This is a genomic window from Paraburkholderia lebeckiae, assembly GCF_050436225.1.
GTDB classification, from domain to species: domain Bacteria; phylum Pseudomonadota; class Gammaproteobacteria; order Burkholderiales; family Burkholderiaceae; genus Paraburkholderia; species Paraburkholderia tuberum.
Genome location: NZ_JBNDLU010000001.1, coordinates 1790497 through 1804597, shown reverse-complemented (window position 1 = coordinate 1804597; position 14101 = coordinate 1790497). Strand labels below are relative to the sequence as shown.

Sequence of the window (14101 nt, the reverse complement as noted above, 5' to 3'; positions counted from 1 at the left end):
GCAAAAGTCTGCGGCAGTCCAACGGCCTGGGCCTTTTCTGCGGCAGCTCGACAAAGACAAGAGGAGACGCATGAAACAGAAGAGTCTAAAGCCAAGTGCGATAAGCCTTGGCGTGCACGCGACCTGCATCGCTGCAGCGTGCGGGTTGTGGAGCGCGAACGCCAACGCCTTCCACTTCGATGTGCCGAACCCGGACATCGACATGGAATGGGACAACACGGTGCGTGCGGACTACGGCATCCGGCTTCAGAACCCGAGCCACTTCTACACGAACAGCCCGACCTACGACGAAGGCGATCTATCGACGCCGAAGTTCAGCACGATCCAGTCGAGGCTGAACCTCTACAGCGAATTCGATTTCAAGTACAAGGACACGTCCGGCTTCCGCATCAGTATGGACGCGTGGTACGACCCGACGTTCAAGAATCACAATACGAGCAATCCTGCATTTCCTCCGAACTATCCGAACAACGAGTACACCAGCTACATCAAGAAGTACTACCAGGGGCCGAGCGCCGAGCTGCGTGATGCGTTCGTGTTCCACACTTTTGACCTCGGTGGTCACTCTGTCAACGTCAAGCTCGGCCGGACGGCAGTCACCTGGGGGCAGTCGGCGTTTGCTACGCTGGGTGGCGCGAACTCGGTGGCCATCGGTCAGCAGCCGCTCGACCTGATGAAACTGACGCAGAGCCCGAGCGCTTCGCTCAAGGAAATCGTGTTGCCGACGGCTCAGGCCAACGTGACGACGAGCATTACCGACACGTTCTCTCTCGGCGCGCAGTACACGTTCGAATGGAATCACGATCGGCTGCCTGAAGGCGGCACATATTTCGGCGGTGCCGATCCTATTCTTTACGGCCCTCCGATCGCCAGCTACCAAAACATTCCGGGGCTGGGCACATTCGCGATTCCGCGCATCGCGCCGACGAAAGGCCAGATCGGCGATATCGGCATCGACGGCAAGTGGCGCGTCGATTCGATCGCAACGACCTATGAATTCACGTACCGCCACTTCGCCATGAAGATGCCGTGGGCGGCGGTGTTACTCCCGGGTGCCGGACCGGAACTCTTTCCAGGCACCAACCTTCCCGGTGTTACGGCGAAGTACGGCAACGACGTGAACCTGATCGGCGCTGGCTTCAACAGTGCGGTCGGCAGCGCGGCAGTGGCAGGCGAGCTGTCATATCGCTGGAACATGCCACTCAATGCCGTCAACACGACGACGGTCAACGATGCGCCGACGGGTCGCACGCTGCACGGTCTGCTGAACGTCACGCAGTCGTTCGGCAAGACGCCCTTGTGGGACAACATGTTCCTGCAGGCGGAATTCGCGTTCAACGAGCTGCTAAGCGTGCAATCGAATGCGCGGAATTTTGCCAACTCCAGTTATGACACCACGGGCCAATGTTCGGCATCGGGCAACTCCGCGTTCAACAACTGCTCGACGCGCTTCTGGGCCGGGATCGGCATTGGTGCGAGCCCGCAGTGGTATCAGGTATTCCCTGGGGTTGATTTGACGATGCCGCTGTTCGTTAATCTGAATCTGAAGGGCTACTCATCTGTCATCACGCCAGCGGCCGAATCACAGGGGCAGAACACCTTCGTGGTCGGGCTTGATTTCACGATCTACAACAAGCATGAGGTGGACATTACCTACACCTACTACATGAACAAGAAGGGGTACTCAACGGCGGGAGCCGCGACGGCGCTCGGTGCACCGTACAGCGACAAGTCGTGGATCGGCATTACCTATCAGACAACGTTTTGATGATGGAGGCACGTGTGAAAAGATTCCCAAAGCTTCTTAAGGCGCTGGCGATACTCGCCGCGGTTTGGGCCTCACCGTATACGCTGGCAATCGAGAGTGGGATCACGCCGTTCGGCGCGGAAATTGCCGGCAACAAGGACGGTACGATTCCGGCATACACGGGGGGCATCAAGGACTTTCCGACCGGGTTCAAGGCCGACTCCGGTAAATGGGCGGACCCGTTTCCTGGTGAAAAGCCTGTTCTGCAAATCACCGCTCAGAACTATCAGCAATACGCCGACAAACTGAGCGCCGCCTCGATCGAGCTGTTCAAGCGCTATCCGACTTACCGGATGGACATTTACCCGACGCACCGCTCGGCTTCGTATCCGGACTGGTACCTTCAGAACTCGGAAAAGAACGCGGAAAGTGCCAAGCTCGAAAAAAACGGCCTTTATATCGATGGGGCGTTCGGCGGCAAGCCGTTCCCGGTGCCGAAAAACGGTCAGGAGGCGCTGTGGGACTGGGAAATACGCTACGTCGGAACGGCCCAGAAAAACAACGTGAAGACGTGGCTCGTCGATTCGAGCGGCACGCCGATTCTTGCTGCGCAGTTCAAGAGTTCGCTGCTCTATCCGTATTTCGAGCCAAAGTACGAAGCGGAGTTTCGCAAGAAGGGTCCCCTCGCGATCTGGTATCAGGTATATAACGACTACGCGTCACCGGCCCGCCTGATTGGCGACACGACGCTCTTCTGGTACTTCACGGATTCGGCCGATCACGATCAGCAATCGTGGGAATACAACCCGGGCCAACGCCGCGTGCGCGTGGCGCCCGATCTCGCCTACGACACGCCGAACCCCGGCTATTCCGGCGCGATCACGATGGACGACATCCAGTTGTTCTACGGCAAGATTGATCGCTGGAACGCGAAGCTGGTCGGCAAGAAAGAAATGTACATTCCGTACAACGACTACAAGCAGCAGTACGACACGCCGGCCAGCAAGATCACCACGCCGCATTTCGTGAATCCCGATTATGTCCGGTGGGAACTGCACCGCGTATGGGTCGTGGATCTGACGCTCAAGCCGGGCGCGCGTCACATCTACAGCAAGAAGACGCTGTACTTCGACGAGGATGGCGGTGGGGGAATGATGGATGCCTACGACCAGTCCGGCAAGCTCTATCGCGCCGGCTTTGAGACCACGGTTCCCGCGTACGACTACAAGGTGCCGTATTCGCTCGGTAACTGGTTCTACGACTTCAACAGCGGCATCTACATTTTCGGCAGCCATCCGGCGGACTCGCCCGGGATTTTCTTCAACGTGAATTTCCCAAATGACTACTTCACGCCGGAGCGTATGCAATCCGCGGGTGTGCGCTAGTTGCGCGCCGAGTTGAGGATGAGGTATTGAGTGATGCGTCCTGCCCGGCTTGCCTGGCGGGATGCATCACCAGCAGAACGCGAAGCTCGAAAAGAATGGCCTGTTCGTTTCCGGCGCATTCGGCGGCAAGCCGTTCCCGGTGCCGAAGGACGGTCAGGAAGCGTTGTGGGATTGGGAACTGCGCTACGTGGGTACGGCGCAGCGCAATAATGTGAAGACGTGGCTTGTCGACTCGAGCGGCACGCCGATCCTCGCTGCCCAATTCAGGAGTTCACTGTACCGCCGGCCCAGGCACAAGGTAGGGCGTAGCACGTGCGCCGTGCCGGCTATGGCATGGCGCAAAAGGAAGTTTTCATAAAAAACTCAGGACTGTTCGCGTGATCGATCGCCAGTTACTGTGAAGGAGACACAATGCGCAAGACCCTGTTTCGTTGGCTGGCAATCGTCGCCGCGGCATGCGCCGCGAGCGGGTCGGTCTATGCCGAATTCGCCGACCCGATGCGCTCGCCCGCCGTCATCAACCCGCATGCCGCGCATGAACCGCTGATGGCGCTGGCGCAGGCCGGACAGCGCCTGGTCGCGGTAGGTCCGCGCGGAGCAATTCTCGTATCGGACGACGCCGCCGTGCACTGGCGCCAGATACAGGTGCCGGTGAGTTCCGATCTGGTGGCCGTTACGTTCAAGTCGGCCGCGCAGGGCTGGGCGGTCGGACACGACGGCGAGGTGCTCCATACCACCGACGGTGGCAATAGCTGGACGCGACAGCTCGACGGCCAGCAGGCGGCCAGGCTGATGAGCGAGTACTACGCGAAGCAACAGGGCGATTCACCTGATCTCAAGGCATCGCGCGAAGAGGCCGAACGCTTTGAAGCAGACCACGGAGGCCGTCCGTTTCTCGACGTCTGGTTCGATGACGAGCGTTCCGGCTGGGTCATCGGTTCGTTCAACATCATTTTTCATACCGACGACGGCGGCAAGAGCTGGGTGCCCTGGTTCGACCGCGTCGACAATCCCAACGCACTGAATCTGCATGCGATGCGCCGCATCAACGGGACGCTTTATATTGCGGGCGAGCAGGGCTTGCTGCTCAGGCTCGATCCCGGCAAGCAGCGTTTCGTCGCGGTGCCGACGCCTTCGAAGGGCAGCTTTTTCGGTCTCGCTTCGTCGGGCGACGCGCTGATCGTCTACGGGATGCTCGGCAGCGCCTATCGCTCCACCGACGGCGGCGCGACGTGGGACAAGATCACGCTGCCGACCGGCGCGAGCATTCTCGCTTCGGCTGAATTGCCGAACGGTCATCTGATTCTCGCGACGCAGGCGGGCGAACTGCTCGAGAGCGCGGACCACGGAGCAAGCTTTCATACACTTGGCGCGAGCCAGCCAGGCGGCATCTTCGCCATGGAGCTGCGCGGCGACACCGCGGTGCTGGCCGGTGCGGCCGGCCTGTCGCGGATCGCATTGTCGAAGTCGCACTAAGGGGGAGCAGACATGGCTGGCGGCAACAATGCCCAATTCGACAAGATGCCCGTGGTGGCGGATCTTGCCGAGTTCGATACGCGCTCGGGTAACGCGCTCGAGCGGTTGATCTTCAACCGGCGTCCGTGGCTCATCATCATCTGCGCGATCATTACGGCGGTGCTGGGATTTCAGGCGCTGCGGCTCGATGTGAATGCGAGCTTCGAGAAGATGATTCCGCTGTCGCATCCGTACATCAAAAACTACCTCGCCAACAAGGCGGATCTGAAAGGACTCGGCAATTCGCTGCGGATCGTCGTCGAGAATCCGTCGGGTGACATCTACGATCCGAAATATCTCGCGGCGCTGCGGCGAATCAACGACGCGTTGTTCCTGATTCCGGGCGTCGACCGGCCTGGCGTGAAGTCGCTCTGGATGCCGATCGTGCGCTGGAACGTGGTCACTGAGCGCGGCTTCGCGGGGGGACCGGTGATGCCGGACGGCTTCGACGCGTCCGCGCAGGCAGTCGAACGGCTGCGCACCAACGTTGCCCGCGCCAACATCGTGGGCAGCCTCGTGTCGAACGATCTGCATTCGAGCATGATCCAGCTGCCGCTGCTCGATCATTACGCCGATACCGGCAAGCAGCTCGACTACGCGAAGCTCTCGCACCGGATCGACGAGGTCATCAAAGCGGAGGGCCGCGGCGAGGTGCAGGTTCACGTGGTGGGCTTCGCGAAGCTGATCGGCGACCTGATCGACGGACTCAAGCTGGTAGCGATGTACTTCGGCGTGGCCGCGGGGATCGCCCTCGTCGTGATCTTTCTCTATACGCGCTGCTATCGCAGCACGCTGCTGGTGGTGGCGTGTTCGCTGATTGCGGTGGTCTGGCAGCTCGGCATCATTCGCACGCTCGGCTATGTGCTAGACCCGTACTCGGTGCTCGTACCGTTTCTCGTTTTCGCGATCGGCGTCTCGCATGGCGCGCAGAAGATGAACGGGATCACGCAGGACATCGGGCGTGGCACGCATCGCTACGTGGCGGCGCGCTACACGTTCCGGCGGCTTTTCCTCGCCGGTCTCACGGCGTTGCTCGCGGACGTGGTTGGCTTCGCCGTGCTGATGGTGATCGACATTCCGGTAATCAAGGATCTGGCATTTACCGCGAGCGTTGGCGTGGGCGTGCTGGTCTTCACCAACCTGCTGCTGCTGCCGGTACTACTGTCATACATTGGTGTGAGTCCGTCGGCTGCTCGACGCAGCGTGCGTGGCGAGCAGAACGACGCGCGCGGCACCTCGTCGGCGGGCGCGTTGTGGAATCTGCTTGATCGCTTCACCGAGCGCCGCTGGGCTGTCGGTGCGATCGTTTGTGCGGCGGCGCTTACGGTGTTCGGCTTGTCGATCAGTCAGCACCTGCAGATCGGCGACCTCGATTCGGGCGCGCCGGAACTCAGGCCGGAGTCGCGTTATAACCTCGACAACGCGTACACCAACGCGCACTACGGTCTGTCGAGCGACCTGTTCGTCGTGATCGGCAAGTCGTCGCACGGCACCTGCGACGCCAACAACTTCCCGCTGGTGCTCGAGGCGGACCGGCTCGAAACCACACTGCGGGGCGTGCCGGGGGTGCAGACCACCACCTCGGTCGGCGGTCTCGCGCGCTGGGTGACGTCCGGGTTCTACGAGGGCTACCCGAAGTGGTACACGATCGACCGCGTGCCTTCGATCGTGAACAAGACGGTGTGGCAGATCCTGCTCGATCATCCTGATCTGCTGAGCCAGACCTGCGGCACCGCACCGGTCATCGCCTATCTGACCGATCACAAAGCGGCGACGCTGTCGCGCGTGATGGAGGCTGCAGAGGCATTCGCGAAAACCCATAGCGACGCCGATCATCAGTTCCTGATGGTCGCCGGGTCGGCGGGCATCGACGCGGTGACGAACGTCGTTGTCGCCAAGGCGAACCGCACGATGCTGTTGATGGTGTATGCGGCGGTGATCCTGCTGTGCTTCATCACCTTCCGCAGCTGGCGCGCGGTCGTGGTGGCGGTCGTGCCGCTCGGGATCACGTCGGTGCTGTGCGAGGCGCTGATGGTCAAGCTCGGCATCGGCGTGAAGGTGGCAACGCTGCCGGTGATCGCGCTCGGCGTGGGCATCGGCGTCGACTATGCGCTCTATCTGCTGAGTGTGCAGCTCGCGTATCAGCGCGCTGGGCAGCCGCTGCGTGTAGCCTATCGGCACGCGGTGCAGTTCACCGGGAAGGTCGTGGCGCTGGTCGGTGTGACGTTGGCTGCCGGCGTCGTAACGTGGACGTTCTCGCCGATCAAGTTCCAGGCCGATATGGGCATCCTGCTCACGTTCATGTTCCTGTGGAACATGATCGGCGCGCTGATCCTCATTCCGGCGCTGTCGCATTTCCTGCTGCAAGGCATTTCGCGTAAAGCAGTGGCGAAGGGCGGCGCCGCCGGTTCCGCGAAGGTCGAGGCCTGCAGCGGTGAGGCAACGCTGCGGTCGTGACTGCGTAACGGGTGCCGCTCTTCGCGCGGCACCCTGGCAGGACAAAATAATTGGCCCGCTATCCGTGGAGATAGCGGGCCGGTTTGCCTGCAGTCACGCGGCGCGTTGGGGCGAACCGCTCGTTGCGCTACACCACCGACATCGAGAAGCTCAGGATCTCCGAGACCCCGCCGTCGACCATCAGCATTTGCCCATTCATGTAAGAGCTCGCTTCGGAGGCGAGAAAAACCGCGACGCCGCCGAGTTCCTCGGGGTTCCCCCAGCGTCCCACCGAGATATGCGAGCGCACGATTTCCTTCATCCGCGGGTTGGACGTGACAGGCTCGGCCATTTCGGTGAGGAAGTAGCCGGGGCAGATGCCGTTGCAACGAATGCCGTGTCGGCCCAGTTCCGCGCCGAGCGATTTCGTCAGTCCGGCAATCGCGTGCTTGCTGGCCACGTATGCCTGCAGCTTCTCGCGACCGAGCACCGACACATAAGACCCGACGTTGATGATGCGCCCGTGTCCGCGTTCGATCATCGGGCGCGCAACTTCCTGCGCGAGCACGTAGGCGGCCGTGACGTTGGTATCCATCGTTCTTTGCCACATGTCGAGGTTCGACTGCAGAAAATCACTCCACTCGCAAATGCCGGCATTGTTGAGCAGGACATCGATGCGTCCGTGGCGTGCAAGGACGTTGCGCATGCCGTTTCTGATCGCGCCCTGATCGGTGAGGTCGAACGGTTCGATATCGACGTCGCCGCCCGCTTTACGAATCGATTCCGCGGCGGTTTCGAGACTCGCGCGCGAACGCGCGCACAGTATCACCGTCGCACCCGCTGCCGCCAGCGCGTTAGCCATGGCGAAGCCGAGGCCGCGCGACGCGCCGGTGACGAGCGCAATCTGTCCTTCCAGTGAAAAGAGCTTCATAGTCTGACTCCGTCGATCATGCGAAGGCTGTTTACTGGTGGCGAATGACGATCTTGCCGAAATGCTGCTGGCTTTCGAGATGCCGCAGCGCATCCGGTACGCGCGCAAAGTCATAAACCGAGTCGATGACGGGCTTGAGCTTGTGCAGTCCGATCGCGCGGTTCATCGCTTCGAAATCCTGACGGGAGCCGACGCGGATCGGCGCGATCGACAGTCCGCGCGTGAAGAATCCTTCGCCGGGAGAAGGGGCGCCGGTCAGTAGTCCGACCACGCTGATGCGGCCGCTGTCGCGAGTGGCGGCAATGGACTTGCCGAAGGTTTGGGCGCCGCCCACCTCGACGACCAGATCGACCCCAAAGCCATCGGTCAGGCGCAGCACGGCGTCATCCCAATTCGGCGTGTCTCGGTAGTTGATCGTGGCGTCGGCGCCGAGTTCGGCAAGCCGTTTGAGCTTCGCTTCGCTCGACGAAGTCGCGATCACGCGCGCGCCGAACAGACGGGCGAGCTGCAGAGCGAACAGCGATACCCCGCCAGAGCCCTGTACGAGCACGGTTTGGCCCGGCAGCAGCGGCGCATGCTGGCACAGCGCGTTCCATGCGGTGAGCGCGGCGCAAGGCAGCGTTGCGGCCTCCTCGTCGGAAAGATGATCCGGAACGCTAACCAGTTCTTCCTCGCTCAGCACCGCCTTGTCGCGCAGCATGCCTTCGACGATAGCGCCGCGGCCCAGCGTATCCGCGTGTTGCGGGCGACTGCCGCCGTGCCAGTTCTGCGCGAAATTGGCCATCACCCGGTCGCCGGGTCGGAAGCGCCGCACGCCTGGGCCGACGGCAAGCACGACGCCCGCGCCGTCCGAGGCCGGAATGAAGTTGGGCGCCATCCAGTCGCGATACGCACCGTTGATCAGCAGCAACTCGCGGAAATTCAACGAACTCGCATTGACCTGTACCAGTACCTGATGAGCGCCAGGCGGCGCCGGATCGGGTTCCTCGCGCAATGCCAGACCCGCAATACCTTCAAACCGTTCACATCGATAGAGCTTCATTGGTCGTCTCCATGGTGTCGAACGAGGGCGTCGAATTGAGCGACTAGCGACGTTCTCCTCATTCTTCTCGTTGACAGCTACAAAAAGATGAGTTCAGAATATAGAACATTGTTCAACAAAGTGTTCGGAGCGTCAAATTGAAAATACTGGTCGCGGTGAAGCGCGTGATCGACTACAACGTGAAACCTCGGGTGAAGTCCGATGGTTCAGGAGTCGATCTGGCCAACGTGAAAATGGCCATGAACCCATTCGATGAGATCGCGGTGGAGGAGGCGGTGCGCCTCAAGGAAGCGGGCGTGGCGAGTGAAGTCGTCGTGGTGTCCGCGGGAACCACGCAATCGCAGGAGGTACTGCGTACGGCGCTCGCGATGGGGGCTGATCGCGCGGTGCTGGTGGAAAGCGATGCGGATCTGCAGCCGCTCGCGGTCGCCAAGCTGCTGGCCGCCGTGGCCGCTCGGGAAACTCCGCAACTGGTGCTGCTCGGCAAGCAGGCCATCGACAACGACGCGGGACAAACCGGCCAGAAGCTCGCCGCGCTGCTCGGCTGGCCGCAAGCCACGTTCGCGTTCAAGACGGAAGTGGACGGTCAACAACTACTCGTCACGCGTGAGATCGATGGCGGACTCGAACGCGTCGCGCTCGATCTGCCGGCGGTGGTCACGACGGACTTGCGTCTGAACAGTCCGCGCTATGTGACGCTGCCCAACATCATGAAAGCGAAGAAGAAGCCGCTGGAGACGCTGAGCCCCGACGCGCTGGGGGTCGACGTTGCACCTCGCCTGAAGGTTCTCGAAGTGACCGAGCCGCCGGCGCGTAAGGGCGGCGTGATGGTTCCCGATGTTGCAGCGCTGATTGAAAAGCTACGTAACGAAGCGAAGGTGATCTGATCATGACTATTCTCGTTATCGCCGAACACGACAACGCAAGCCTCAAGCGCGCCACGCTCAACGCCATCACGGCGGCGGGCGCTGCGGGCGGCGAGATTCATGTAGTGGTCGCAGGCCACGGCGCGTCGGCGGTAGTCGAGCAGGCCGCGAACGTTGCCGGCGTCGCCGAAGTGCTCGTCGCGGATGCACCCGAATACGCGCATGGGCTGCCGGAAAATCTGGCCGCACTCGTCGTTTCGCTGGCTAGCGGTTATACGCACGTGATCGCGGCCTCCACGGCCGTGGGCAAGAACTTCATGCCACGGGTAGCCGCGCTGCTCGACAGCGCGCAGATTTCCGACGTGATCGCTTTCAAGGCCCCCGATGTGTTCGTGCGTCCGATCTACGCCGGCAATGCACTCGCCACGATCCAGTCGTCCGACGCGATCAAGGTCGTCACGATTCGTCCGACCGCTTTCGATGCGGCCGCTACCGGTTCGGCCGCCGCGCCGACGCGCGGCGTCGCATCCGCAGCGGCTTTCGACAAGGCCCGTTTCGTCGGCCAGGAACTGACGAAATCGAGCCGGCCGGAGCTTGCGGCAGCCAACATCGTGGTGTCGGGCGGCCGAGGCATGCAGAACGGCGACAACTTCAAACTGCTCGACGCGCTCGCGGACAAGCTTGGCGCCGCAGTCGGCGCGTCGCGCGCCGCGGTCGACGCCGGCTTCGTGCCGAACGACTATCAGGTCGGCCAGACCGGCAAGATCGTCGCGCCTCAGTTGTATATCGCAGTGGGTATCTCGGGCGCGATTCAGCACCTCGCCGGTATGAAGGACTCGAAAGTCATCGTCGCGATCAACAAGGATAGCGAGGCGCCGATCTTTCAGGTGGCCGACTACGGTCTGAGCGCCGACCTTTTCGACGCTGTCCCGGCACTGACCGCGGCGCTCGATTGACGTTCGCCCGGATTGACACCGACCAGAACGCTGTTCAAGATAATTGAACAGCTAGTTGCAATATGGCCGTCGACTGCGCGGCCACCACATAAAAAGCCGGAACCGGTGCCTACGCCGGCCATATGACGAAGGAGATAACAATGGGTAACACCAGTCCCGATTCGTGTGAGCACACTGTCCGCCTCGATTTTGTCCCGAAGGACAGTTACCTGTCGAAGCAGTTTCTCGAGCGCGAGAAAGAGCGCCTCTGGCCGCGAATCTGGCAGGTCGCCTGCCGTCTGGAAGAGATTCCCAACGTGGGCGACTTCGTGACCTTCGACGTGGCCGGCGAATCGGTCATCGTGGTGCGAACCGCGGGAGATCAGATCAAGGCCTTCTTCAACGTGTGCCAGCACCGTGGCCGGCGCCTGACTAATGGCTGTGGCAAGGCCGCGAAATTTCACTGCGCCTATCACGGCTGGCAGTGGAATCTGGATGGCAGTCTTGCGCGTGTGCTCGACAGGCAAGATTGGGAAGGTTGCCCGGACATGGCTGACGGGGACCTTCGTCTCACGGACCTGCTGGTCGATACGTGGGGCGGGTTCGTGTTCATCAATATGGATCCGGATGCAGAGCCGCTCGCGAAATTTCTCGACCCGGTGCCGGAGATCACGAACTGCTTCGAGTTCGAAAAGATGCGCTACCGCTGGTACAAGTCGATTCGTCTGCCGTGCAACTGGAAGGTTGCACTCGAAGCGTTCAACGAGGGTTATCACGTAGCGGCAACCCATCCGCAACTGCTCGACGTCGCCGGCGATGACGTGACGCGCAGTTTCTCCTATGGCCGCCATGGGATGTTTGGTTATTCGACGGCTACGCGGATGATCGGCGCGCCCTCGCCGCGAACCGGCAAGCCGATGCCGGAAGACGTCCGCCATGGGCTCGTGAACTTTTTCCGGGTAATGGAAGAGACTCTGAAGGCGATCAATACCGCGCGCGATTACGAAGCCGCGAAGCGCCTGATGACCGAAATGTCGCCGTCGGGTAACCAGTTCGAAGTCCTTGGGAAGGCGATGGAATTTCAGCGCGAGGCGGCCATCGCCGAGGGTGCGGGCTGGCCCGAGATCTCTTTCGAGCAACTGGGTCGCGCGGGAGCGGACTGGCACGTGTTTCCGAATCTGGTGTTCCTGCCGTACCCGGACGGCGCGTTGTTCTATCGCGCGCGGCCGGATGGCGACAACCCGGATTCGTGCATCTACGACATCTGGTCGCTGCAGCGCTTCGCGCCTGGGGCGGAGCCGCCGTTGAAGCGCGAGTTCTATTACGGCGTGGACGACTGGAAGGAGAACGCGCAGGAGAACTTCGGCCTGATCCTGTGGCAGGACTTCCAGAACATGACCAACGTTCAGCAGGGCATGAAGTCGCGCGGCTTCAAGGGTTTGCGCACCAATCCGCTGCAGGAATCGTCGGTTTCGAACTTCCATCGCGCGCTGCGCGAATTCATCGCGCGGGATGAGTGATGTCGACAAACTGGGACGCAACCTACGACTTCGTGGTGGTCGGCAGCGGCGGGGGTTCGATGTGTGCGGCGCTTGCCTGCAAGTCGGTGGGCAAAGAAGCACTGATCATCGAGAAGCAGGCGAAGGTCGGCGGCTCGACCGGATATTCGGGCGGGGTCTGGTGGCTTCCGAACAACCATGTGATGAAGCGTCACGGCGTCAGCGATTCCTATGAACGCGCGCGCCAGTACTTCGATGCGGCGGTTACTTATCAAGGCCCGGGCACTTCTGACGCGCGACGCGAGGCTTACTTGCGCACCGGCCCGAAGATGGCCGAGTTTCTCGAGCAGCAGGGCATGCAGTTCGTGTACGCGGACGGCTGGTCCGATTATTACGACACGCTGCCCGGCGGCGAGCCGCGTGGCCGGTCGCTGCTGGCCAGGTTGTTCGACGTGAAGGAACTGGGCGAATGGGCGCCGCGTCTGTCGCGCTACAAGGGCCCGTCGATGCCGGCCAACTCGGACGAGTATCCGCAACTGTTCCTGATGAAGCGGACGTGGGGCGGCAAGCGCAAGGCGATGCAACTGGGTGGCCGGATGCTCTATCAGAAGATCACCGGCAAGGAACTCGTGGCCAACGGCGCGGCGATTCAGGGGCGCATGCTGCAGATGGCGCTGCGCGCGAACGTGCCGATCTGGACGGACACGCCGGTGCGCGAGTTCATCGTCGAGGACGGACGCGTGACCGGTATCGTCGCGGTACGCAGCGGCCGCGAGTTGCGCGTGCGCGCTCGCGAAGGCGTCCTGCTGAATACCGGCGGCTTTTCACACAACGCGGAAATGCGCCGCAGGTACCAGCCGCAGCCGTCGTCCGCGGACTGGACCAATGCGAATCCAGGCGATACCGGTGAAATCCTGCAAGCCGCGATTGCGCTCGGCGGCGCAGTGGACTGCATGGAGGAAGCGTGGTGGGTCGTGACGTCGCTCGGTCCCAACGAGGAATTGCCCGAAGGTGCACGCGCGCCGGATGGCTCGCCGCTGCCGTTCATGCATCACCTCGACCTGTCGCTGCCGTTTTCGATCATGGTCGATCAGGACGGCGAGCGCTTTTGCGACGAAGCGGGAGCGTACATGGAAATCGGTCAACGCATGTACCAGCGCCACAAGCAGACGGGTAAGGCCGTTCCCGCATGGGTCGTGATGGACAGCCGGCAGCGTAAGTACTACCCGTGGGGCACGGCGATGCCGGGCCAGATTCCGCAGAAGTGGCTCGACAGTGGATACATGATCAAGGCAGACACGCTCGAAGAACTGGCCGCGAAATGCAGCATCGACCGTGCGGGACTGCTCGAGACCGTCAAGCGCTTCAACGGCTTCTGCGAAACGGGCGTCGACGAAGATTACGGTCGCGGCTCGCGCGCATTCGATCGCTGTCATGGGGATCCGACCATCAAACCGAACCCCAATCTCGGGCCGATCGAGGACGGGCCGTTCTACGCCGTGCGCATGTATCCAGGGGATGTGGGCACGGCAGGCGGTCTCGTGACCGACGAGTTCGGACGTGTGCTGAAGGACGACGGTTCGCAAATCCCTGGACTGTACGCCACCGGCAACTGCACGGCATCCGTGGTTGGCCGGTGTTATCCGGGCGCCGGCAGCAGCATCGGCGCATCGTTCGTGTTCGGTTACATCGCGGCGCTGCATGCGAGCGGCGCGCAAAAGATCTGGTGACACAGGAGAGTGACG

Annotated in this window: 11 protein-coding genes; 9 read left to right on the top strand and 2 right to left on the bottom strand. The window is 61.8% G+C overall.

The window, feature by feature from the left end; all coding sequences use genetic code 11:
• Window positions 1–70: 70 nt before the first annotated feature.
• From OKW45_RS08430 to OKW45_RS08410, 5 genes are all read left to right on the top strand, one after another.
• A complete protein-coding gene (locus OKW45_RS08430) occupies window positions 71–1768 on the top strand; it encodes a DUF1302 domain-containing protein (protein ID WP_429467153.1) in 1698 nt (565 codons plus the stop codon).
• Window positions 1769–1782: 14 nt separating this feature from the next.
• The gene (locus OKW45_RS08425) at window positions 1783–3132 is read left to right on the top strand and encodes a DUF1329 domain-containing protein (protein ID WP_429467151.1); all 1350 of its coding nucleotides are present in this window, start codon (window positions 1783–1785) and stop codon (window positions 3130–3132) included.
• 61 nt (window positions 3133–3193) lie between these two features.
• Window positions 3194–3490 carry a DUF1329 domain-containing protein gene (locus tag OKW45_RS08420; RefSeq protein ID WP_429467149.1) on the top strand — a complete coding sequence of 99 codons (297 nt, stop codon included), beginning with the start codon at window positions 3194–3196 and terminating at the stop codon, window positions 3488–3490.
• A gap of 53 nt (window positions 3491–3543) precedes the next feature.
• Window positions 3544–4608, top strand: coding sequence for a WD40/YVTN/BNR-like repeat-containing protein (locus OKW45_RS08415; protein WP_429467147.1), 1065 nt, complete (start codon window positions 3544–3546; stop codon window positions 4606–4608).
• A 12-nt stretch (window positions 4609–4620) separates the two neighbouring features.
• Window positions 4621–7104 carry an efflux RND transporter permease subunit gene (locus OKW45_RS08410; RefSeq protein ID WP_429467145.1) on the top strand — a complete coding sequence of 828 codons (2484 nt, stop codon included), beginning with the start codon at window positions 4621–4623 and terminating at the stop codon, window positions 7102–7104.
• Between the two features lie 127 nt (window positions 7105–7231).
• Here OKW45_RS08410 and OKW45_RS08405 read toward each other — a convergent pair whose 3' ends face one another.
• Window positions 7232–8014 (bottom strand): SDR family oxidoreductase, encoded by a 783-nt coding sequence (locus tag OKW45_RS08405; RefSeq protein ID WP_429467143.1) that lies wholly within the window; start codon window positions 8012–8014, stop codon window positions 7232–7234.
• Between the two features lie 31 nt (window positions 8015–8045).
• The gene (locus OKW45_RS08400; protein WP_429467141.1) at window positions 8046–9056 is read right to left on the bottom strand and encodes a zinc-dependent alcohol dehydrogenase family protein; all 1011 of its coding nucleotides are present in this window, start codon (window positions 9054–9056) and stop codon (window positions 8046–8048) included.
• 137 nt (window positions 9057–9193) lie between these two features.
• Here OKW45_RS08400 and OKW45_RS08395 point away from each other — a divergent pair, with 137 nt between their 5' ends.
• From OKW45_RS08395 to OKW45_RS08380, 4 genes are all read left to right on the top strand, one after another.
• Window positions 9194–9943: an electron transfer flavoprotein subunit beta/FixA family protein gene (locus OKW45_RS08395; RefSeq protein ID WP_018425503.1), complete on the top strand. Its 750-nt coding sequence runs from the start codon at window positions 9194–9196 to the stop codon at window positions 9941–9943.
• A gap of 2 nt (window positions 9944–9945) precedes the next feature.
• Complete coding sequence (locus OKW45_RS08390; RefSeq protein WP_429467139.1) at window positions 9946–10878, top strand: electron transfer flavoprotein subunit alpha/FixB family protein; 933 nt, start codon at window positions 9946–9948, stop codon at window positions 10876–10878.
• A 140-nt stretch (window positions 10879–11018) separates the two neighbouring features.
• Entirely contained in the window at window positions 11019–12377 is a 1359-nt protein-coding gene (locus OKW45_RS08385) for an aromatic ring-hydroxylating oxygenase subunit alpha (protein ID WP_018425501.1), read from the top strand.
• Entirely contained in the window at window positions 12377–14086 is a 1710-nt protein-coding gene (locus OKW45_RS08380) for an FAD-binding protein (RefSeq protein ID WP_429467137.1), read from the top strand. Before OKW45_RS08385 ends, OKW45_RS08380 begins: the two co-directional genes overlap by 1 nt.
• Window positions 14087–14101 lie beyond the last annotated feature (15 nt).

Coding starts and splice junctions, on each gene's coding strand:
- OKW45_RS08430 (WP_429467153.1), top strand. CDS start 71: ATGAAACAGAAGAGTCTAAAGCCAAGTGCGATAAGCCTTGGCGTGCAC.
- OKW45_RS08420 (WP_429467149.1), top strand. CDS start 3,194: ATGCATCACCAGCAGAACGCGAAGCTCGAAAAGAATGGCCTGTTCGTT.
- OKW45_RS08415 (WP_429467147.1), top strand. CDS start 3,544: ATGCGCAAGACCCTGTTTCGTTGGCTGGCAATCGTCGCCGCGGCATGC.
- OKW45_RS08410 (WP_429467145.1), top strand. CDS start 4,621: ATGGCTGGCGGCAACAATGCCCAATTCGACAAGATGCCCGTGGTGGCG.
- OKW45_RS08405 (WP_429467143.1), bottom strand. CDS start 8,014: ATGAAGCTCTTTTCACTGGAAGGACAGATTGCGCTCGTCACCGGCGCG.
- OKW45_RS08400 (WP_429467141.1), bottom strand. CDS start 9,056: ATGAAGCTCTATCGATGTGAACGGTTTGAAGGTATTGCGGGTCTGGCA.
- OKW45_RS08390 (WP_429467139.1), top strand. CDS start 9,946: ATGACTATTCTCGTTATCGCCGAACACGACAACGCAAGCCTCAAGCGC.
- OKW45_RS08385 (WP_018425501.1), top strand. CDS start 11,019: ATGGGTAACACCAGTCCCGATTCGTGTGAGCACACTGTCCGCCTCGAT.
- OKW45_RS08380 (WP_429467137.1), top strand. CDS start 12,377: ATGTCGACAAACTGGGACGCAACCTACGACTTCGTGGTGGTCGGCAGC.